Origin of the sequence: Salmonella sp. SA15303, from assembly GCF_029962125.1 — a bacterium.
In the GTDB taxonomy this organism is placed as follows: domain Bacteria; phylum Pseudomonadota; class Gammaproteobacteria; order Enterobacterales; family Enterobacteriaceae; genus Salmonella; species Salmonella enterica.
In genome coordinates this window covers 2,864,517-2,883,917 of the sequence record NZ_CP123924.1, presented here as the reverse complement: position 1 = coordinate 2,883,917, position 19,401 = coordinate 2,864,517, and the positions used below count along the sequence as shown (strand labels likewise).

The 19,401-nt window shown below is 50.7% G+C and carries 21 protein-coding genes and 1 tRNA gene; 9 read left to right on the top strand and 13 right to left on the bottom strand.

Annotated features, from left to right (window positions below):
- Positions 1 to 31: 31 nt before the first annotated feature.
- Positions 32 to 1,792, bottom strand: a complete 1,761-nt coding sequence (locus tag QEN31_RS14240) for an AAA family ATPase (protein ID WP_000156454.1) — start codon at positions 1,790 to 1,792, stop codon at positions 32 to 34.
- Positions 1,793 to 1,977: 185 nt separating this feature from the next.
- On the opposite strand from QEN31_RS14240, the gene matP reads away from it, so the two are divergent.
- Positions 1,978 to 2,430, top strand: a complete 453-nt coding sequence (matP, locus tag QEN31_RS14235) for a macrodomain Ter protein MatP (RefSeq protein ID WP_000877172.1) — start codon at positions 1,978 to 1,980, stop codon at positions 2,428 to 2,430.
- Positions 2,431 to 2,501: 71 nt separating this feature from the next.
- Here the strand turns inward: matP and ompA are convergent, their stop codons facing one another.
- Complete coding sequence (gene ompA / locus QEN31_RS14230) at positions 2,502 to 3,554, bottom strand: porin OmpA (protein WP_001674965.1); 1,053 nt, start codon at positions 3,552 to 3,554, stop codon at positions 2,502 to 2,504.
- Between the two features lie 356 nt (positions 3,555 to 3,910).
- Positions 3,911 to 4,420 (bottom strand): SOS-induced cell division inhibitor SulA, encoded by a 510-nt coding sequence (sulA, locus tag QEN31_RS14225; RefSeq protein ID WP_000288732.1) that lies wholly within the window; start codon positions 4,418 to 4,420, stop codon positions 3,911 to 3,913.
- A gap of 216 nt (positions 4,421 to 4,636) precedes the next feature.
- On the opposite strand from sulA, the gene QEN31_RS14220 reads away from it, so the two are divergent.
- Positions 4,637 to 5,242 carry a TfoX/Sxy family DNA transformation protein gene (locus QEN31_RS14220; protein WP_001202375.1) on the top strand — a complete coding sequence of 202 codons (606 nt, stop codon included), beginning with the start codon at positions 4,637 to 4,639 and terminating at the stop codon, positions 5,240 to 5,242.
- On the opposite strand, the gene yccS is transcribed toward QEN31_RS14220, so the two are convergent.
- Together yccS and QEN31_RS14210 are read right to left on the bottom strand one after the other, a co-directional pair.
- A complete protein-coding gene (gene yccS / locus QEN31_RS14215) occupies positions 5,229 to 7,382 on the bottom strand; it encodes a YccS family putative transporter (RefSeq protein ID WP_000950880.1) in 2,154 nt (717 codons plus the stop codon). The genes QEN31_RS14220 and yccS overlap by 14 nt on opposite strands.
- Before the next feature lie 18 nt (positions 7,383 to 7,400).
- The gene (locus QEN31_RS14210) at positions 7,401 to 7,847 is read right to left on the bottom strand and encodes a YccF domain-containing protein (protein ID WP_001261222.1); all 447 of its coding nucleotides are present in this window, start codon (positions 7,845 to 7,847) and stop codon (positions 7,401 to 7,403) included.
- Between the two features lie 123 nt (positions 7,848 to 7,970).
- On the opposite strand from QEN31_RS14210, the gene helD reads away from it, so the two are divergent.
- Entirely contained in the window at positions 7,971 to 10,025 is a 2,055-nt protein-coding gene (gene helD / locus QEN31_RS14205) for a DNA helicase IV (protein WP_000420505.1), read from the top strand.
- Between the two features lie 35 nt (positions 10,026 to 10,060).
- On the opposite strand, the gene mgsA is transcribed toward helD, so the two are convergent.
- Both mgsA and QEN31_RS14195 read right to left on the bottom strand, forming a co-directional pair.
- On the bottom strand, positions 10,061 to 10,519 hold the full coding sequence (mgsA, locus tag QEN31_RS14200) for a methylglyoxal synthase (RefSeq protein WP_000424187.1): 459 nt from the start codon (positions 10,517 to 10,519) through the stop codon (positions 10,061 to 10,063).
- A 94-nt stretch (positions 10,520 to 10,613) separates the two neighbouring features.
- A complete protein-coding gene (locus QEN31_RS14195; RefSeq protein WP_000847719.1) occupies positions 10,614 to 11,276 on the bottom strand; it encodes a DUF2057 family protein in 663 nt (220 codons plus the stop codon).
- Between the two features lie 173 nt (positions 11,277 to 11,449).
- Between QEN31_RS14195 and QEN31_RS14190 the strand changes: the two genes are divergently transcribed.
- Complete coding sequence (locus tag QEN31_RS14190) at positions 11,450 to 11,863, top strand: CoA-binding protein (protein ID WP_001537782.1); 414 nt, start codon at positions 11,450 to 11,452, stop codon at positions 11,861 to 11,863.
- Between the two features lie 44 nt (positions 11,864 to 11,907).
- On the opposite strand, the gene hspQ is transcribed toward QEN31_RS14190, so the two are convergent.
- Together hspQ and rlmI are read right to left on the bottom strand one after the other, a co-directional pair.
- Complete coding sequence (hspQ, locus tag QEN31_RS14185) at positions 11,908 to 12,225, bottom strand: heat shock protein HspQ (RefSeq protein WP_000561983.1); 318 nt, start codon at positions 12,223 to 12,225, stop codon at positions 11,908 to 11,910.
- A gap of 57 nt (positions 12,226 to 12,282) precedes the next feature.
- Complete coding sequence (gene rlmI / locus QEN31_RS14180; RefSeq protein WP_000140480.1) at positions 12,283 to 13,494, bottom strand: 23S rRNA (cytosine(1962)-C(5))-methyltransferase RlmI; 1,212 nt, start codon at positions 13,492 to 13,494, stop codon at positions 12,283 to 12,285.
- Between the two features lie 214 nt (positions 13,495 to 13,708).
- Here rlmI and QEN31_RS14175 point away from each other — a divergent pair, with 214 nt between their 5' ends.
- From QEN31_RS14175 to yccX, 3 genes are read left to right on the top strand one after another with little or no spacing between them, the layout of a single operon-like run.
- On the top strand, positions 13,709 to 14,257 hold the full coding sequence (locus QEN31_RS14175; protein WP_000859419.1) for a YbhB/YbcL family Raf kinase inhibitor-like protein: 549 nt from the start codon (positions 13,709 to 13,711) through the stop codon (positions 14,255 to 14,257).
- 25 nt (positions 14,258 to 14,282) lie between these two features.
- Positions 14,283 to 15,062, top strand: a complete 780-nt coding sequence (locus QEN31_RS14170; RefSeq protein ID WP_000548082.1) for a helix-turn-helix transcriptional regulator — start codon at positions 14,283 to 14,285, stop codon at positions 15,060 to 15,062.
- A 48-nt stretch (positions 15,063 to 15,110) separates the two neighbouring features.
- Positions 15,111 to 15,392, top strand: coding sequence for an acylphosphatase (gene yccX / locus QEN31_RS14165; RefSeq protein WP_000072884.1), 282 nt, complete (start codon positions 15,111 to 15,113; stop codon positions 15,390 to 15,392).
- Here the strand turns inward: yccX and tusE are convergent.
- Together tusE and yccA are read right to left on the bottom strand one after the other, a co-directional pair.
- Positions 15,389 to 15,718, bottom strand: a complete 330-nt coding sequence (tusE, locus tag QEN31_RS14160) for a sulfurtransferase TusE (protein WP_000904446.1) — start codon at positions 15,716 to 15,718, stop codon at positions 15,389 to 15,391. The two genes, yccX and tusE, sit on opposite strands and share 4 nt — an antisense overlap.
- 86 nt (positions 15,719 to 15,804) lie before the next feature.
- Positions 15,805 to 16,464, bottom strand: a complete 660-nt coding sequence (yccA, locus tag QEN31_RS14155) for an FtsH protease modulator YccA (protein WP_000374050.1) — start codon at positions 16,462 to 16,464, stop codon at positions 15,805 to 15,807.
- Positions 16,465 to 16,858: 394 nt separating this feature from the next.
- Here yccA and QEN31_RS14150 point away from each other — a divergent pair.
- Positions 16,859 to 16,946, top strand: a tRNA-Ser gene (locus QEN31_RS14150).
- A gap of 138 nt (positions 16,947 to 17,084) precedes the next feature.
- Here the strand turns inward: QEN31_RS14150 and pipA are convergent.
- Both pipA and pipB read right to left on the bottom strand, forming a co-directional pair.
- Positions 17,085 to 17,765, bottom strand: coding sequence for a type III secretion system effector protease PipA (gene pipA, locus QEN31_RS14145; protein ID WP_000938191.1), 681 nt, complete (start codon positions 17,763 to 17,765; stop codon positions 17,085 to 17,087).
- A 221-nt stretch (positions 17,766 to 17,986) separates the two neighbouring features.
- A complete protein-coding gene (pipB, locus tag QEN31_RS14140; RefSeq protein ID WP_001123045.1) occupies positions 17,987 to 18,862 on the bottom strand; it encodes an SPI-2 type III secretion system effector PipB in 876 nt (291 codons plus the stop codon).
- 217 nt (positions 18,863 to 19,079) lie between these two features.
- Here pipB and QEN31_RS14135 point away from each other — a divergent pair, with 217 nt between their 5' ends.
- Complete coding sequence (locus QEN31_RS14135) at positions 19,080 to 19,400, top strand: membrane protein (protein ID WP_010989012.1); 321 nt, start codon at positions 19,080 to 19,082, stop codon at positions 19,398 to 19,400.
- The last annotated feature ends 1 nt before the right edge of the window (position 19,401 follow it).

Below are 19,401 nucleotides of genomic sequence, written 5' to 3'. Positions count from 1 at the left end.
TAGCTAACACGTGTACGCTGAACAAGTCCGATCAGTTCGGAATAAAAGCGTTCAGCCAACGTAATGGCCACGGGAAACGATGACGGCCTTCCTGTTGCGTCGCCTGCGCGATACGCTCCTGGATAGTCTGCATCAACGTCGTTTGACCTTCGCCATCCCACACCAGATTTAACAGTAGCGGTAAGGCGTCGGTCACGTCGTCTACCGCCCAGATAGTGAACTTCTCTTCTTTAACCGCTTGCAGCAGTTCAGATTTAAGACTGAGATGGCGGACATTGGCGGCAGGGATAATCACGCCCTGTTTACCGTTTAATTCCCGCTGCTCGCAGATGGCGAAGAAACCTTCAATTTTTTCGTTTAGCCCGCCCACCGGTTGCGCGCGACCAAACTGATCGACCGAGCCGGTAATCGCAATATTTTGATTCACTGGCACATTGGCCAGTGCGCTGATGAGCGCACATAATTCCGCCATTGAGGCGCTATCGCCATCCACTTCGCTGTAGGACTGCTCAAAGGTTAACGAGGCAGAGAAGGGAATTTGTTGCTCCAGCTGCAACTCCGACATCAGGAAGGCCTGCATAATCATCATTCCCTTAGCGTGGATATTTCCGCCAAGTTCGGCCTTGCGCTCAATATCATTAAATTCGCCATCGCCGATATGCACAACACAGCTAATTCGCGACGGTTCGCCAAAGGCGCGAGGATGCCCGGGAAACTCAATGACGGAAAGCGCATTGATTTGTCCAACGCGTTCGCCTTCGGTTTCAATCAGGATCTGCTCTTGCAGAATCTCATCCTGCATCCGTTCCGCCAGAAAGCCTTCTCGCCATTCGCGTCGGGCAAGCATCAGACTGAGCGCTTCTGCGCCGCAGGTATCGCCTTCGCATAAAGGCGATGCCTCCTTAAACTGGCGGGCTATCCACAGTGGGCAAAGAGGCAGCGTATCCTGTTCGCCGGTATAGCGCACAGCCTCGCGTATCAGAACGGGCCAGGCATCCGGTGCCGGGGGCGGCAAATTATCGCGTAAAGCGATACGCGTCACCCATTGACACCACAGGGTCATAGCTTCTGCGTCCGCTATCTGTAAATTGTCTTCAAATTCACTGTAGATAGCCTGTTCCGCGAGCTCCGGTTCCATCTCCTGAAAATCAGCCAGTGATTCACGTTCGCCAACCAGAATCACCTTCAGTTTGAGCGGCATTGATGGCACGGAGACCGGTAATGGACGCGACTCGTCAAAGGCCACCCAGTCAAAACGCTCGCGGCTAACGATGGCTTTCAGACGCATCCATAGTAACGGCTGCGCCAGAAGGGTTCGTAAGGAAATAATCAGCACGCCGCCGTTTGCCTGATGAACCAGTCCCGGCTGCAGGGTAATGTCGCCGTTATACTGCCGCAGGCAACCAAAGAGCTGTTCGGCTTCGACCCAGTCCGCGCTGACGACTTGTGTGACGGTGGCAAAGTTGTCTTGCGCATTCTGCGCGGCGCGGTAATGAACAGTATGCCCGGAAACGTCATAATGTCCGCCGGTTAATTGTCCGGCATCGGTTTGCAGAGCGCGGACGGCATCTGAAAGTAAAGTGAGATACTCTTGCTCTTCAGGCGCTTTAGTCAGCATAAAAGAGGATGATGCCCACGGCTGTATAAGTTGCTCAAGCGCAAATTGCAGTCGTGGCTGAGTATCACTGAGTAAGGTGTCGTTTTCGTCAGTCGCGTGTGGCTGTGCAAATATCTCCTGATAGCTTTCGCTATCCGGAACCAGATCACGCCATGCAAGTTTCGTAATGGTCAAAGTTGAGGTTTTTTAGTCTGTTGTAAAAGGGGGGATTATAGCCTAACCCGTCACGCTGCACACGCGGAAAGCGAATGCAAAGTAATATGAAGACGTGTAACCATTCACAGGTTCGAGATTCTTTTCTTCAGATGGCTAAAAAACTGATATTCTGATAACAGTTACACGGTAACATTGGGATCACAATGAAATATCAACAACTTGAAAATCTTGAAAGCGGTTGGAAATGGAAATATCTGGTGAAAAAGCACCGCGAAGGGGAGCTGATCACCCGCTACGTGGAAGCCAGTGCTGCCCAGGAAGCCGTCAATTTGTTGTTGGCCCTCGAAAATGAACCGGTGCGGGTAAATGTCTGGATAGACAGGCATATGAATCCTGCCTTGCTTAATCGGATGAAACAAACCATTCGGGCAAGACGCAAACGACACTTCAATGCGGAACATCAGCATACGCGCAAAAAATCTATCGATTTAGAGTTTATGGTCTGGCAGCGTCTGGCGGGCCTTGCGCAGCGACGCGGTAAAACATTATCCGAAACGATTGTGCAACTGATAGAAGACGCGGAGCATAAAGAGAAATATGCCACGCAAATGACCACGTTAAAGCAGGATTTACAGGCGTTATTAGGCAAGAAGTAACGCTGAAAGGCGTTGTCATCCAGACCAGAGCAAAAAACCCCGCGACGCGGGGTTTTTTATCAGACGGAAACTTAAGCCTGCGGCTGAGTTACCACGTCTTTAACGCCTTTAACTTCGATCTCTACGCGACGATCCGGAGCCAGGCAATCGATCAGGGCAGCGCGAGGTTTCACGTTGTCACAGGTGTTGCCGGTAACCGGGTTAGATTCGCCCATACCACGTGCGGAGATTTTGTCAGACGGAATACCTTTGGAGATCAGGTAATCAACAACAGACTGAGCACGTTTCTCGGACAGACCCTGGTTGTAAGCGTCAGAACCGATACGGTCAGTGAAGCCCAGAACGACAACGGAACCGTCTTTCGGATCCAGGTTGCTCAGCTGGCTGTACAGCTGATCCAGAGCCTGCTGGCCTTCCGGCTTCAGGGTAGATTTGTTGAAGTTGAACAGTACGTCAGACTTCAGAGTGAAGTGCTTGGTCTGTACTTCCGGAGCCGGAGCTGGTGCCGGAGCTACTACCGGAGCAGCTTCTTGCTGGCCGAAACGGTAGGAAACACCTACGCTCAGCAGGCCGTTGTCCGGACGGGTGCCGATGGTGTTGGCATCACCGATGTTGTTAGTCCACTGGTATTCCAGACGGGTTGCGATTTCAGGGGTGATAGCATACTCGATACCGCCCGCGAATACCGGGGAAACGCCGGTGTCGTGGTCTTTAGTAGACGGGCCGCCAGGGACGTTAGACTTGGTGTCTGCACGCCATACCATACCACCCAGACGGGTATAAACGTCCAGATCGTCAGTGATTGGATAACCCAGTTTAGCGGTCAACTGAACGCCCTGAGCTTTATAAGCGCCATTGATGTTGTCGCCTTTGTACGGCATACGGCCTAACCAGTCGTAGCCCATTTCAAAGCCAACATACGGGTTAACCTGGTAACCACCAAAAGCACCTGCGCCCAGTTGGTTTTCATGAGTCGGGCCATCATTGTGAATGAAGCCGGTGTCATGGTACTGAGACCAGCCCAGTTTAGCACCAGCGTACCAGGTGTTATCTTTCGGAGCGGCCTGCGCTACGGTAGCGAAACCAGCCAGTGCCACTGCAATCGCGATAGCTGTCTTTTTCATTTTTTGCGCCTCGTTATCATCCAAAATACGCCATGAATATCTCCAACGAGATAACACGGTTAAATCCTTCACCGGGGGATCTGCTCAATAGTTACTCTACCGATATCTACGGCTTATGCTGAGCACCCCTGGCGATGTAAAGTCTACAACGTAGTTGGAAACTTACAAGTGTGAACTCCGTCAGACATGTGAAAAAAACATGACGGATATACACATCATTTAACAGTTTCAGATGATAAATCGTACAGCAAAAATTGCGGAAACCGCTTCTGACAAGCGTTCTCGCAAAAAAAACGTTAGCACTCAAAGGAGATACGTTCGCGTAAAAAAAAGTCCAGGATAAATCCTAATTTTACTTAATGATACAAATTAGAGTGAATTTTTAGCCCGGAATGCTGTCTCCTGGGTAAAGCGTGCGCACGTACAGGGCGCATGATAAACCCTACCGCATTACCTACCTTCGCTGCTTCAACCAGGCTGGCATGTTCTTCTTCTGTCAGTTCTTCAGTCATCCAACCAATTACCACGCTGTAATTTCCTGTACGCAAAGCGCGGATCATCGACTCCAGCGTATGACGAGGCGCAAGCTGGCTAATTTGCATCACTTTCGTTAATGGCAAACCTGAAGACTGTACCCATTCACGGCTGAGCTTTTGCTGCGGCGTGAGCCAGAGCTGCCATCGTGATTGTTGGCCTAACTGACGGAGTAAAGGCAAAAGCAGGAGTTGCGCCATCATGGGCTGGTCTTCGTGGTAGACAACTTCACTGACCAGTCCTGCCGCGGCATTTTCCGTAGCGGTGCGCGCAGCGTTGTGGGTAGTGGTAGGAAATGACGAAGAACGATTTGCATAACCTGAAGTGTACATAATCAATCCAGCCCTGTGAGTTACTGTATATTCATACAGTACCCCTGTGGCGATGAAAGATCAACTCTATTTTCGGAAACTGTCTCGCAATTTTTATTCTTAGTGGCGTCAAAAATAAAAATCATCTTGCTCGCGGAGTATAAGTTGCCTATTTTCGTCATTAACGGATCCGTTACTGCAAATTATTCTTTTACTTTATGATTTAAAAGGAATTTTATGAGAGCACTCTCTTATGACAGGATCTATAAATCGCAAGAATATTTGGCCTCTTTGGGGACGATCCAGTATCGATCTTTATTCGGTAGCTATAGTCTGACCGTGGAGGATACCGTCTTTGCGATGGTGGCTAATGGCGAGCTTTATCTCCGCGCCTGTGAAGAAAGCGTACCCTACTGTGTGAAGCATCCTCCCGCCTGGCTCATGTTTATGAAATGTGGACGTCCCGTTATGCTCAACTATTACCGGGTGGATGAAAGCCTGTGGCGCGATCAGCAGCAGCTGGTGCGTTTATCGAAGTATTCTCTTGACGCGGCAATGAAGGAAAAACACAGCCGTATTTTACAGCACAGACTCAAAGATCTCCCCAATATGACCTTCCATCTGGAAACATTGCTCAATGAGTCAGGGATAAAGGACGAAAATATGTTACGCATACTGGGCGCGAAAATGTGCTGGCTAAGGTTGCGACAAAGCAATCCCTTGCTGACGGTGAAAGTTTTGTATGCCCTGGAAGGCGCAATTGTCGGCGTACATGAAGCGGCGCTCCCGGCGAGTCGTCGCCAGGAGCTTGCCGACTGGGCTCATTCGCTTACGGCTGGGTAATTAATGTAGAAATCGGCGGTGAAATTTGCCGTTGCAAGCGTCCAATCTCGGGCAGTAAGGCAATGAGCAAACCAATTTGTTGAACAACCAGAGGTTCTTTGCTGTCCGGACGTGTTTCCAGTGACTGAACTCGCTGCTTTAAACCCTCCAGCGCCTGGTGTACGCGCTGTTCGTCTTCAGGTTGATGATGAAGCGCATCATCAACGTAGCAGACCGCGTCATCCAGAAGCCCCAACACGTCCGGATTACTGAGCTTTTCGCGGTGCGCGCCGAGGGCGGAGATATAGCTGGTAAAAGTGTGATTGAGGCAAAGCAGCCTGAACGCCGCCTCCCGGGTTTCAGCCGTGACGTCGGGTTCGCTCGACATATTAGAAACCACGGATGCCAGTTCTGCATCGCGGTTGTGCGCGTCGCGTCTGGCAATGCGATAGGCCAGGCGGTTATCCCGTCCCTGGTGATATTGCTCAAGGATCGCATCAAGGTAGCGGCAATTAGCATCGGTGGCGCGCTGGAGTACCCGGGGAAGGTTGCGAAAGCGCCAGTCCGGCCAAATAAAGCTGACCGCAGCCCAGGCGATAGCGCAGCCAATTAACGTGTCGACGACGCGCGGTAACGCTACCTCGAAGCCTTCGCCCAGGAGGTTAAAGCAGAGTAATACCAGCAGGGTGATGAACATCGTCGCATGGGCATACTGCACATTACGGAATGCGAAGAAAAGCACGCCGGTAATCACCAGCAGAACTAACTGTCCTTCAAGCGAAGGAACAAACCATAAAATCGGCAGGCCGATAGCAACGCCTACCAACGTGCCGATAATCCTGAGCGCAAGGCGATGGCGGGTCGCGTTATAGTTAGGCTGGCAAACGAACAGGCTGGTGAGCAATATCCAGTACCCGTGGCGCATCCCGGTAATTTGGATGAGAGCATAACCGATGCACAATACCAGCGACATGCGTACCGCATGGCGAAAGAGAGCGGACTCCGGGGTAAAATTACGGCTCAGACGCAGCCAGATGTCGCTAAACCCGTGCAGGCTATCATCAGCCAACTGGTTTTCTGACTCATTGCGCGGCATTGCCTGGGCCTGCTCCGACTCGATCGTCGCTAGTTGCGCATCAATAGCGCGTAGGTTGGTTAATAAGAATCCAAGCGTATTCAGCAGCTCTAAAGAAGCGCCGCTGGCGCGCATACGTTCAAGCGCGGCGTCAATGTGGGTAAAGACGCGTTCAAAGCGCGGATCATGCTGGTACGGCGTACGCAGTAAGATACAGCGCGCCAGCTGCGTACAGGCCTGCGCCTGCATCGACATCAGACGCTGAAAGCGGAACATGACGTCGCTATGGCGAAAATAATCGCGCAGCGTCTGGTATTGAATATGCGAAGAACTGGCGCGTTCATGAATATCCTGCGCCACAAAATAGTAATGGAGGGTGCGGCGCGTACCGCGTTGACCGCGATCGCCGCGCAGGCGAGTCAACAACGACACTTTCGTTTGGTTCAGCGTCGCCATTAACTGCCCGTTCGCTAACGCTAAATCATAGAGCGGCGCCTGGCTTTCATCTTCAATATCAGGATCAAACAGACGTGATTTCAGTTCCAGATAGTGCGCTAACTGTTCGTAACTGCGTGCCAGATTATCCTGCAACGGACGGATCGGAAATAGCAGATGCCCGGTTAGCGTCAGTAGGTTATACCATACTGCGCCTGCCAGCAGGAGCAGTGGTTGCTGATACCAGTGATCGTATAAAGAGGTACCCAGCATCGTATAGATGGCAATGAGTAACGCGCCGAACGCGATGGTGGCATAGCGTTGCCCCAGTCCTCCCAACAGAATAAACCCGCTGGTGGATAACGTTAAGCCCAACGCAAATAGCCACGGCCAGGGAAAGAGCAGCTCCACAGAAGCCGACGCGATAAAAAAGCAAATTAAGGTAATGATTAAATTACGCAAGCGTCCGGCAAGGCGATCGTCGAGATCGGTTAGCGCCGCGGCAACCATACCGAGCGTGAGCGGGATGGTAAGTTTGACGTCGCCCAGCCACCAGGGCAGGGCGGTGGTGCCGCACAGAGCGATAAAAATGCGGATGTAATACAGCCAGGTACTGTTCCAGGTATAACGGCGAATCAACGGACTTAACATAAAGGCTATTTGTCCCGATCATTCAAAACGGCGGCGCGCGTTAGCTTCTCGCGCGGCGCGAGCGGTTTCTACAGAGACGACGCGGCGACCGACAGGCCAAAGCGCAATCGCGGCAATTTTAAAGTTCGCAATACCGACAGGTATCCCGATGATAGTGACACACTGCGCGATACCGGAGGCAATGTGCATCAGGCATAGCCACCAGCCGAAAAAAAGTAACCAGAAAATATTCAGCAAGGTACCGCCAGTATTCATTAATACGCTTTTTGCCGCCGGATTAAGTTCGTCAACGTGAATGGCTTCATTACCGTAAGGGAACAGGGACAGTTTGGTTATCTCCCAGCAGGAGCGGGTCAACGGCAGGGTAAAAATAAGCACAATACTGACCAGCGTCGCCAGCAGCCAGGCCAGCGTAGTGGCAAAGCCGCCCAGTACAAAGTTTAAAATATTCAGAACGGTACGCATAAACCCTCAGTTCATTCCGGTTTTCTATCACTGCGGGCAATTGTAACGTTTTTTTAGACTGGAGCACGTTTTCTCTGGCGGTTACACTGATAAGCACATCTTTACGTCTGGATTCGCTGAGTCATGGAACTGAAAGCAACTTCTCTTGGAAAACGTCTGGCGCAACACCCGTATGATCGTGCCGAGATCCTCAACGCTGGGGTGAAAGTGTCTGGCGACAGGCATGAATATCTTATTCCATTCAATCAGTTATTGGCGATTCACTGTAAGCGTGGGCTGGTATGGGGCGAGCTGGAGTTTGTCCTGCCGGAGGATAAAGTCGTGCGTTTGCACGGTACCGAGTGGTCGGAAACCCAGCAATTCCATCGCTATCTGGACGCGCACTGGCGTCGCTGGAGCCAGGAGATGAGTGATGTCGCCGCGCAGGCATTACAGGAGCAATGGGCGCGTATTAGTGAGCGAACGGGCGGAAACCAATGGCTTACCCGTGAACGCGTTCGGGGGCTGGAACACGAAATTCGCCAGACGTTTGCCGCCTTGCCGCTGCCGGTCTCACGTCTGGAGGAGTTTGCTCACTGTCGCGAGATATGGCGTAAGTGTCTGGCATGGTTACAGGATAGCGAGGGTAGTCGGCAGCAGCATAATCAGGCGTATGCTGATGCCATGCTGGAAGCGCATGCCGACTTTTTTACGCAGATAGAATCCTCTCCGCTTAATCCTTCCCAGGCCAGGGCGGTGGTTAACGGCGAATCATCGTTACTGGTACTGGCGGGCGCGGGAAGCGGTAAGACCTCGGTGCTGGTGGCGCGCGCGGGTTGGCTGTTGGCGCGCGGACAAGCCGATGCGGGGCAAATTCTTTTACTGGCGTTTGGTCGCAAGGCGGCAGAAGAGATGGATGAGCGTATCCGCGAGCGCTTACATACGGAAGAGATTACTGCCCGTACGTTCCATTCGCTGGCGCTGTATATTATTCAGCAAGGCAGTAAAAAAGCGCCGGTTGTCAGTAAGCTGGAAAGTGACGCCACCGCGCGGCATCAGCTATTTCTGCGCACCTGGCGTCAGCAGTGTAGCGAGAAAAAAGCGCAGGCCAAAGGCTGGCGTCAGTGGCTGGAAGAGGAGATGCAGTGGGTAGTGCCGGAAGGTAATTTCTGGGACGATGAGACATTGCAGCGGCGTCTGGCCCCTCGCCTGGATCGTTGGGTCAGTTTGATGCGTATGCACGGCGGCGCGCAGGCAGAAATGATCGCTGGCGCGCCAGAGGAGTGCCGCGAGCTGTTTGGCAAACGCATTAAGCTGATGGCGCCGCTGCTAAAGGCCTGGAAAAGCGCGTTGAAAGCGGAAAATGCCGTTGATTTCTCCGGGCTGATCCATCAGGCAATGGTGATCCTCGAAAAAGGGCGTTTTATCAGCCCGTGGAAGCATATTCTGGTCGATGAATTTCAGGATATTTCCCCGCAGCGGGCGGCGCTGTTAGAGGCGCTGCGCAAGCAGAATAGCCAGACTACGCTGTTTGCCGTTGGCGATGACTGGCAGGCGATTTACCGTTTTAGCGGGGCGCAGCTCTCCTTAACGACGGCGTTTCATCAGACGTTCGGCGAGGGCGAGCATTGCCACCTGGACACCACGTACCGCTTTAACAGTCGGATTGGCGATATTGCCAATCGCTTTGTACAGCAGAATCCGCACCAGCTTAAAAAACCGTTAAATAGTCTGACCCCAGGCGATAAAAAAGCGGTGACGTTATTGGATGAAAGCCAGTTGGACGCGTTACTGGATAAATTATCCGGCTATGCGAAGGAAGATGAACGTATCCTGGTGCTGGCGCGCTATCACCATCTGAAACCCGCGAGTCTACAAAAAGCGGCGACTCGCTGGCCGAAGTTACAGATAGACTTCATGACTATCCATGCCAGCAAAGGCCAACAGGCCGATTACGTGATTCTTGTCGGATTGCAGGAGGGTAACGACGGTTTCCCCGCCCCGGCGCGAGAATCCATTATGGAAAGTGCGCTTCTTCCTCAGGTTGAGGATTTTCCGGACGCTGAAGAGCGGCGTTTGTTATATGTGGCGTTGACGCGCGCGCGTGCGCGGGTCTGGCTGCTTTTTAATAAAGATAATCCCTCGCGCTTTGTGGAGGCGCTTAAACAGCTGGATGTGCCGGTGGCGAGGAAGCCCTAAAGCGCGGGCGGTACAGCATCCCGCCCGCGTAGCGTTTATTTCAGGCGCTCGGCCAGATAACGCGCATAATCCGGAATAAGAATATCTACAGCGTCATTAAAATGCGGGGACTGGATGATAAAGTCCGCCGTTGAGACGTTAGTGGCGACAGGGATATTCCATACGGTGGCCAGACGCAGTAGCGCTTTGACATCGGGGTCGTGCGGTACCGCGTTAAGCGGGTCCCAGAAGAAAATCAACACGTCGATTTTCCCTTCTGAAATGAGTGCGCCAACCTGCTGGTCGCCGCCCATCGGGCCGCTCAGCATCGCATTAACGTCCATACCGGTTGCGCGCTGGATCAGATTCCCCGTGGTGCCGGTTGCATAAAGAACGTGTTTTTCCAGCAACGGCTGATGGCGTTCCACCCAGTTCATTAACATCTGTTTGCAGTGGTCGTGAGCAACCAACGCGATATGTTTGCGCGTCGGCAAGGTGCGAGTCGTCAGTTCCATAATTCGATTCCGTAGTTAACCTGTCTACAGATTACTGGAAGCGCTTGATGCTGCAAGAGAAAGAGAAAAAAATTGCGCGCTGGGACAACTCATATCAAGAGGGCGGCTGTTTTTCCGCCCATTGCAGAAAATGATGGCGTGTCTGCGGGTCGGCCAGTCGGAACCAATATTTCAGCCGCTGTTCTGTCAGAGTTTGTGATTGCGGCGGTACGGTATCAAGCTCTGAGACGTCGGAAAGTAATGTGCTGTCGTCTGCCATCATCGTGGCGAACTGAGGAAGCGAGGCGCGTTTCGCCGATTTATTATAACGCTCGGTCTCTATTTCATAATCGACCACTTTAGCCGTAGAAGTAATGGCCAGAATATCGAGTTTTACCGGAATGGGCATGGCGTCGCCGTCCAAAAGCGCCAGACGCGGCGCCGCGTTAAAATGCGAGGCTTCGCGCTCGTTTTCCAGCCGCGGGAGCTGGAAATTGACCTGACTTATCAGTTGGGTATCGAAACTTATCACCAGCGGCGGAGAAATATAAAGCCGCTCTTCATTACCGGGCAGGCGGATGGTTTTTTCCACCCGGAAAACGAGTTGATGCGGCCCGTTTTCCAGTTCAATGCTCTCTGCGCCGCGTAATAAAGAGCTGGACACCTTTTTGCCGTCCAGCACCAGCAGATCAACCTCATTAGACAAACGGAGCGTTGTGGCAAAAACAGTCACCGGCAAACAGAGAGCAAGGAAGGTGGCTAGCGCGCCGGTTTTCATAAGGTTCTCCTGTCCAAAGGCCGTCTGGCTAATAATGTATCGAAATTTTTCTTAGATCATGTTTACTAACATATAGACATATTTTGGCGTTTTGCTCTCATACATCGGTATGGGATGAATGGTTGCTATGTCAGGTTTGTCGTACACTTTGCAAAACAGCCAGGAGAAAGATGATGAAAGAGACCGATATTGCTGATGTTTTGACGTCCACTCGCACTATCGCGCTGGTAGGTGCGAGCGATAAACCCGATCGTCCAAGTTATCGGGTAATGAAATACCTGCTTGAACAGGGCTACCATGTGATTCCGGTTGCGCCAAAAGTCGCGGGTAAGACATTGCTGGGGCAACAGGGGTATGCCACGCTGGCGGACATTCCCGAAAAAGTCGATATGGTGGATGTTTTTCGCAACTCTGAAGCTGCATGGGGCGTCGCGCAGGAAGCTATCGCCATCGGCGCAAAAACGCTATGGCTACAGCTTGGCGTGATCAACGAACAGGCGGCGGTGCTGGCGCGGGATGCAGGCATGACCGTGGTGATGGATCGCTGCCCGGCGATTGAGATCCCTCGCCTGGGGCTGGCGAAATAAAAGTTTAAATGGCCGGATATCGCTTTCCGGCCTTTTAAATACAATCAGTTACGTAGTCGCGGCGCCTGAAGCTGCTTGCGAATGGTACGCGCCAGTTCATCCATCGATGGCTGTTCTGGATGCTCGTCCCGCATTTCGCTTCGCAACTGGGCCTCGGCCAGATAAGTATGCACTGGCTGACCATCATCATCTTCCATTACCACGTGGTACCACGGAGCGGCGCGAAGTTCGTCGTTAACCGCCAGTTCATCAGGCGACGGCTCATCAAGCGAATATTCCGGGTCGATATCGACGACCACTCCGAGGTAACCTAACAGGGAATGGCGGACCTGTTGGCCGATACCGAATTTGCTGGCTATCATAGTCACCTCCCGGGAAATAGATACCCTTTATATGAGGATACTATTCCACTTTTCAAGTTACATGACGCGACAGGCAAACCCTTTCAGATACAGCCCTTCCGGGTAGGTGGCGATCACCGGGTGATCGGCGGCCTGACGGAACTGCTCTATAAATTGTACATCACGACCGGCATCTATTGCGGCATCGGCAATGATTTTCTGAAATAAATCGCTGGTCATCAGTCCGGAGCAAGAGAATGTCAGCAGTATGCCGCCCGGATTGAGCAGTTGAATCGCTAACATGTTAATGTCTTTATAGCCCCGGCAGGCGCCCATTAACTGGCTTTTATTTTCAACGAATTTGGGCGGGTCCATGATGATGACGTCGAATTTTTCGCCGTGTTCACGGTAAGCGCGCAGCAACTTAAACACGTCGTCGCGCACGAATTCGGCTTTGCTCAAGTCCAGTTGGTTCAGTTCAACGTTTTGCCTGGCGATATCCAGCGCATCCTGTGAGGTATCCACGCTGACAACCTGGCGACAACCGCCCATTAACGCCGACACGGCAAAACCGCCGGTATAAGAGAAGCAGTTCAGTACCCGCTGATTTTCCACGTAGCGGCGCGTCGCCAGACGACTGTCGCGCTGATCAAGATAATAACCGGTTTTGTGGCCGCCCTGGATATCGACCAGCAATTTCATACCGTGTTCTTCAATTGGCAAAAGCGCAGGCGGCAGTTCGCCAGTGACCGGACCTTGCGTCAGCGCCATCCCTTCTTTTTTCCGCACGGCGACGTCGCTGCGATCGTAAATAGCGCAATCCGGATAGCATGTTTGCAGCGCGCTAATTAATGCGGCGCGTTGATATTCGGCCCCGGCGCTGAGCAGTTGCAGCACCAAAAAATGACCAAAACGATCGATAGTGACGCCAGGCAGGCCATCGGACTCACCGGCGATCAGACGATAGCTATCCAGGCCGTCTTTTTTCGCCAGCCAGTCGCGCCACTGCTGCGCCTGGCGCAGGCGGCGGGTGAAAAACGCAATATCAATGGATTCTGCTTTATCAAATGTCCAGACGCGCGCGCGGATCTGGGAGGCTGGTGACCAGGCGCCGCGTGCTAACCACTTTCCCTGATGGTCGACGATATCGATAGTTTCACCGAGGTTGGCTTTGCCTTCCAGACGGGATACGGCGCCGGAAAAGACCCATGGGTGGCGGCGGAGTAAAGATTTTTCTCGCCCTTTGCTGAGGACTAAACGGGGATATTGCGGAAATGTAGATTCAGTCATGCGGAGTAACCTCTCACAAACAGTGACGCGAGCCGGATGATAGTTCCAGCCTGGGACCGTGAAAACGAAATGGCGCGTAGGGTAGCACAGATGAGAGGGGCAATCACCAGCGTATGGCGGTGAGCGTTTCTGCACAAAATAGAATCGTAAAGGCACAGTTTCTTCAGCGGACGCTTTTTATAGTGTTATTTCTTTACACGAAGAAGGAAATACAATGAAAACAGTCTTCTCTTTGACCGCAGCCGCAATGATGGCATTGAGTGGCGGCGTATCTGCCGCGTCGGCGTTTAGCCTCAGTAGCGCGGATATTCCGGCGGATTTTCGTTTAACGCAACAGCACGTCTTTAAAGGATTTGGTTGTAGCGGAGAAAATATTTCGCCGCAGCTGAGCTGGCGCAATCCGCCTGCCGGAACCAAAAGCTACGCTATTACCGTCTTCGATCCTGATGCGCCCACCGGAAGCGGCTGGTGGCACTGGACGATGGTGAATATTCCTGCGCAGATTCACGACCTGCCGACGGGGGCTGATAAAAAAACGTTACCCGCCGGAGTGGTGCAGGGACGTAATGATTTCGGTTATGCTGGCTTTGGCGGCGCCTGTCCGCCGCCGAGCGATAAGCCTCATCGCTATCAGTTTACTGTGTGGGCGCTGAATACGGCAACACTGCCGCTCGACAGTGAGTCAAGTGGCGCGTTGGTAGGGTTTATGCTGAACGCGCATGTGATTGCGAAAGCAAAATTCACGGCCACATACGGAAGATAAAACAGAGGACGGCACGGTGCAGGAGATGCATATTCGACATCAGGATCTTACGACGGCAGAGGTGCGTTCCAGTCATCTGCACCGTTTGCATCGTGTTACGCTTTTTTCCGCCGCTATCTGCCATATTACGCAGGGCAGTAAAGTCATCATTCAGGATGATAGCCGCCTTGTCGCCGGGCCTGGCGAGTTGATTATTATCCCGGCGAACACGCCGCTGGAGATTATTAATCAGCCTGCGCAGAACGGTTTTCGCTCCGACCTGTTATTACTTTCACCGGAGATTATTGCTCGCTTTAAAACGATGTACGTTCAGGATTATCCACCGGCAAACCTGACATCGCTGTGTACCCCGATGAGCCGTAGCCTGACATTTATGTGGGAGAACGTGTTGGATGCTGTGCGCCAGGGGTTGCCCGTTGGGCTACAGGAACATCAGGCGATGGGGTTACTGTTAGCGCTTTTACATGATGGCGCGGCGGGACCACTGCTTATTGAACGGCGTTACACCCTCACGGAGCAGGTGCGGCAACTGATTATGCTCTCGCCTGCTAAGCTATGGACAGCCCAGGAGATAGCCCGCCGTCTTGCTATGGGAACATCGACGTTGCGTCGGCGTTTGCAGCGTGAATCGCAGAGTTATCGACAAATTGTTGAAGAGGTGCGCATGTCCTGCGCACTTTCTCAACTGCAATCGACGACGCTGCCAATCGGCGAAATAGCGCTACGGTGCGGCTACCTGTCGGGGTCGCGATTTACGGCCAGATTCCGCCAGCATTATGGGTGTCTGCCCAGTCAGGTACGTTAAGTATGTCCTGTATGAGCCTCCACCGTTGATTATGAAAGGAGAACCATCATGTCGAACGTCTGCATTATCGCCTGGGTTTATGGTCGCGTTCAGGGAGTCGGGTTTCGCTATACCACGCAGCATGAGGCGCAGCGGCTGGGGTTAACCGGCTATGCGAAGAATATGGATGACGGAAGCGTAGAAGTGGTGGCCTGTGGCGACGCGGCGCAGGTGGAAAAACTCATCAAGTGGCTGAAAGAGGGCGGGCCGCGCTCTGCTCGTGTGGACAAAATCCTCACTGAACCGCACAGCCCTCGCGAGACGTTAACAGGCTTTAGTATTCGGTATTAAATACATTTTACCGGCTTGGGCAGACCGGCGATTTTGGTCGCTTGCTTTGCCGGGCCTTTCGGGAACAGACGATACAGATAGCGGCTATTGCCTTTTTCTTCGCCGAACTTATTCGCCATCGCTTTTACCAGCATTCGGATGGCGGGAGAGGTATTAAACTCCAGGTAAAATTCGCGCACGAAGCGCACGACTTCCCAGTGTTCCGCAGAGAGCTCAATGCCTTCATTGGCGGCGATAGCGACTGCCAGCGCTTCACTCCACTGCGTCGTCTCTTTCAGATAGCCTTCGCTATCAGTACTGATTTCTTTACCTTCAAAGATCAACATAACGTTTCACTGCGTAATCAACACGGACGGCAGTGTAGCAAAAAATAAAGCCCTGCATAAGCAGGGCTGGAAGAGGGGAATGTCGATTAGTCGCGGCTGGCGAAGCCCAGAATGCTGAGCAGGCTGACAAAGATGTTGTACAGCGAAACGTACAGACTGACGGTCGCACGAATATAGTTGGTTTCACCGCCGTGAATGATGTTACTGGTTTCATACAGGATAGCGCCCGAGGAAATCAGGATAAACACCGCGCTAATCGCCAGGTGCAATGCAGGCAGTTGCAGGAAAATATTCGCCACCATACCAATCAGCACGACGACGATCCCGGCCATTAACATACCGCCCAGGAAAGACATATCCTTACGGGTGGTCAGAACGTAAGCGGAGCAGCAGAAAAATACTAACGCGGTTCCACCCAGCGCCAGGCCAATGACATCGCCCATGCCTGCTGACAGATAGGCGTTAAGAATCGGGCCCAGGATATAGCCGAGGAAGCCGGTAAACGCAAAAGCAGACAGGATACCGACCGGCTTATTGGCGGTTTTATAGGTCAGGAACATCAGCCCATACATACCGACCAGCGTCAGAATCAGGCCGGGGGAGGGCAGCATCAGTACCGTACTGGCTGTCGCGGTAATTGCGGATAAAGCCAGCGTCAGGCTCAACAGAAAATAGGTGTTGCGCAGTACTTTGTGCGTACTCAGTAGCGAGCTACGATCACGCGATGATGTAATGATACGATCCATTAGTCACTCTCTTATGACAGATGTAATTAATAAAGGAGAATAATAAAAACAGTCACTGTCACCCAGTGGTTTTACCCATCTTTACGCATTCGTTTACGTTTAGTTTCCTTAAGAGATTTCAGGTGATTACCGTCGTTAAAACGGTCTGCTCATGCCTGGCGCTACGCCATAAAACAGGCGGCAGCGCCAACCACGCGTTACCGATAAAAAAATCGCTAATCACAGCGGTGAAACAGTGGAGGCGATCAATACGTATTCAGCCAGTTTTGTGTTGAAGAAATGGTCAATGTGCCGCTATTTCAGGCAATTAACGAAATTTTGCCTGTTTTTCACGCAAACGAACACATTCGGTCTTTACATGGCGCACCGGGATGTTTATAGTGCGCCTCATTCCGGAAGTGTGGCCGAGCGGTTGAAGGCACCGGTCTTGAAAACCGGCGACCCGAAAGGGTTCCAGAGTTCGAATCTCTGCGCTTCCGCCAGATTAAACAAGGGGTTACCGAAAGGTAGCCCCTTTGTTTTTTTAGGCGCTATAGAATATAGTTAGAAAATACTGTTAGAATATTTCCCGAAAAAACGGACTACGCGAGTCTTTAGTTTCTTTTCGTTTCCCGATGTGTCTATTTATTGAAGATGTAGACCATTCTGGGAGGTGAAGGATGCCCCATCTCTTTCAGAATAATGTTGGTATATTCGACAACAGGGCCTCTTGGATGATTTTCTTCTTTATCCTGAAGATGGGTCAGGGCATGTACAACTTCATGAATAAATGAACGTTTTGTGTCAAAAAGTTGTCTTCCTTCGTTACTTTCATAATGTTCGGTATATGAATCATCAGAATCGTCCAGATTGAGACAAATAACTTTCCTGCCTTCTGAAAGTTTGAAGTGTTCCTGAGCCACGGTAGTTTCAAAGGCTTCGCCTGCCCCCAGTAGCCAGCGCTGCTCCACATCATGTAGTTCTTTTTCATATGCGTAATTCATCAGTCTGCGGAATGTTTCGCTTTGGGTATACGCATTTTGAAGTACGGAGGATAGTTCATCGTAGCATTCGTCATAAGTGTCGTCATCAATTTCTGTATCAGGGTCTATTCCACCCGCGCCTGAGATAAGGTACTCCACCACACACTCTGGCTCCAGACGGAATTCACTGTTTATGGCAAGGCTGTCATGAGCAAGGCGTAGCCGTGAGGGGTTTGGTGCATGTTCGGGAATATCGGGGAAAACAGGTGTATCTGCGGTATTTAATCTATATGTGGATACTCCGCTTTGAGGTATTAATCTGTAGGTGACCGGAAGCATAACTTCTTATTTCCTGACTACAATTATGAATTATTTAAATTAAACAATAATAGTGTTTTTAGTTAATGTGCCACATACAGGTAACGCTATGATTCAGACAAAGCCAACAAGTAATACGCTGAAAATGTTATTTATAATGAAACTTAGGGGCGGGGTTTATTTAATAAAACAAGGGGGCCTCTGTTTGAATACTTCTTGTTTATAAAATCCCTTTATCTCGACTAAAATATCGGATGGGGGAAAAGAGTTCTATCATTGTAATCCGGGAGTGGAGTAGGGGTATGTTGACTACCTGTCAGATCGGCTCCTGTTAATGCTTTCGCTAAAGTTAGAGCTATCTTATCTAATTTCGCACCATTTAGTTTGGTGTCAGTTAAGTCTGAGCCGAATAGAATTGCAGCGGTTAAGTTTACACCGGACATGTTAGCGCAAGTCAGGTCTGCGTGAGTCAGGTTTGCTTTAGTCATGTTTGAACCCATTAGATTTACAGCGTGTAGATTTGCACAACACAAATTTGCACCGACTAAATTTACATTAGATAGAGTTGTTTCACGGAAATCTGCATTAGAAGCATCTATTTTTGACAAATCTTCCCCCTGGAAATCTTTATGAGCCAGGTTTACTCCGCGCAGGTTCAGAAAACCATCCTCGGTTATAAGTGAATCAGGCTGTTGTATATTATGTTTACTCATCAGTTTTAACATTCGACATACATTCCAAAATCTCTCACTATCAACTTTATCCGTTACAGTTTTTCCATTTTTGTTCACTTCAATAATGACCATGGGATCCGTATTTTCGGATGCTGCTCCACATGACAGACATATAGTACACCCGTTGACATCCTCCAGAAATATTTTATTACCATCGAAGAAAGCATTTTTATTTACATATAATAATGATGTGGTCAGTTTTCCAATTACCTCCCGAAACCATCTTTCATTGCTTCTTCTTACTCCACCACAGGTAAAAAAATTGACAAACCATTCCAGTATACCGCGTGGTGAAGTTGCACTTTTCATTGCTTCTTTCGTACCGGTACCGGCCGCATGCAAATATCTTAATATATTTTCTGGGGACGCGTTAGTTATTGGCATTTTGATTCCTTCTTATGGAAGTGAGCCGACTCCTTATAGGTGTGAGTCAAGTCACATTTATACAAGGAATAATAAAAAAAGATATAAGGTGATTTTTGTATTTAGAGCTTTGGTTGAGTATGAGTAGGTGTCTGGCATCTGACAAGAGGCGATGATATCTGCCATAACGGTGAAGCAGAAGTAATATCACCCGTGAATAATAAGATTATCCTTGCTATTGACTTCCTTCATTTCCAGCATAGCTTACGCTTCATCATCATTGAATAAACAATTAAGTTTGTTGAGCGAAAATTTACTTAAAGAAAAAATAATAAGCACCAATATTTTTTGCAGTATTTCAACTTATACCAGAATAAATGCGCGTAGATGGCGTAAAAACCTGATGAGCAGGAATACTTACACACTAAAAATGCTCCCGCAAACAGAGCAAAATGAGAGAGATGAACGTTTGCCCCTTACATTTCCACCAAAGATTCTGGTCTTGTCTCTTGTAAAGGGCATACGTATCGCGTTTTATCTCATTAAGAAAGTATGTTGAC

Excerpts from the sequence above, each read along its gene's own strand:
- tusE (WP_000904446.1), bottom strand. The coding sequence starts at position 15,718 with ATGTTGATCTTTGAAGGTAAAGAAATCAGTACTGATAGCGAAGGCTAT.
- sulA (WP_000288732.1), bottom strand. The coding sequence starts at position 4,420 with ATGTACACTTCAGGTTATGCAAATCGTTCTTCGTCATTTCCTACCACT.
- QEN31_RS14170 (WP_000548082.1), top strand. The coding sequence starts at position 14,283 with ATGCATATTCGACATCAGGATCTTACGACGGCAGAGGTGCGTTCCAGT.
- QEN31_RS14220 (WP_001202375.1), top strand. The coding sequence starts at position 4,637 with ATGAGAGCACTCTCTTATGACAGGATCTATAAATCGCAAGAATATTTG.
- yccA (WP_000374050.1), bottom strand. The coding sequence starts at position 16,464 with ATGGATCGTATCATTACATCATCGCGTGATCGTAGCTCGCTACTGAGT.
- ompA (WP_001674965.1), bottom strand. The coding sequence starts at position 3,554 with ATGAAAAAGACAGCTATCGCGATTGCAGTGGCACTGGCTGGTTTCGCT.
- yccS (WP_000950880.1), bottom strand. The coding sequence starts at position 7,382 with ATGTTAAGTCCGTTGATTCGCCGTTATACCTGGAACAGTACCTGGCTG.
- yccX (WP_000072884.1), top strand. The coding sequence starts at position 15,111 with ATGTCGAACGTCTGCATTATCGCCTGGGTTTATGGTCGCGTTCAGGGA.
- QEN31_RS14195 (WP_000847719.1), bottom strand. The coding sequence starts at position 11,276 with ATGAAAACCGGCGCGCTAGCCACCTTCCTTGCTCTCTGTTTGCCGGTG.
- hspQ (WP_000561983.1), bottom strand. The coding sequence starts at position 12,225 with ATGATAGCCAGCAAATTCGGTATCGGCCAACAGGTCCGCCATTCCCTG.
- mgsA (WP_000424187.1), bottom strand. The coding sequence starts at position 10,519 with ATGGAACTGACGACTCGCACCTTGCCGACGCGCAAACATATCGCGTTG.
- pipB (WP_001123045.1), bottom strand. The coding sequence starts at position 18,862 with ATGCCAATAACTAACGCGTCCCCAGAAAATATATTAAGATATTTGCAT.
- QEN31_RS14190 (WP_001537782.1), top strand. The coding sequence starts at position 11,450 with ATGAAAGAGACCGATATTGCTGATGTTTTGACGTCCACTCGCACTATC.
- rlmI (WP_000140480.1), bottom strand. The coding sequence starts at position 13,494 with ATGACTGAATCTACATTTCCGCAATATCCCCGTTTAGTCCTCAGCAAA.
- matP (WP_000877172.1), top strand. The coding sequence starts at position 1,978 with ATGAAATATCAACAACTTGAAAATCTTGAAAGCGGTTGGAAATGGAAA.
- helD (WP_000420505.1), top strand. The coding sequence starts at position 7,971 with ATGGAACTGAAAGCAACTTCTCTTGGAAAACGTCTGGCGCAACACCCG.
- QEN31_RS14175 (WP_000859419.1), top strand. The coding sequence starts at position 13,709 with ATGAAAACAGTCTTCTCTTTGACCGCAGCCGCAATGATGGCATTGAGT.
- pipA (WP_000938191.1), bottom strand. The coding sequence starts at position 17,765 with ATGCTTCCGGTCACCTACAGATTAATACCTCAAAGCGGAGTATCCACA.
- QEN31_RS14210 (WP_001261222.1), bottom strand. The coding sequence starts at position 7,847 with ATGCGTACCGTTCTGAATATTTTAAACTTTGTACTGGGCGGCTTTGCC.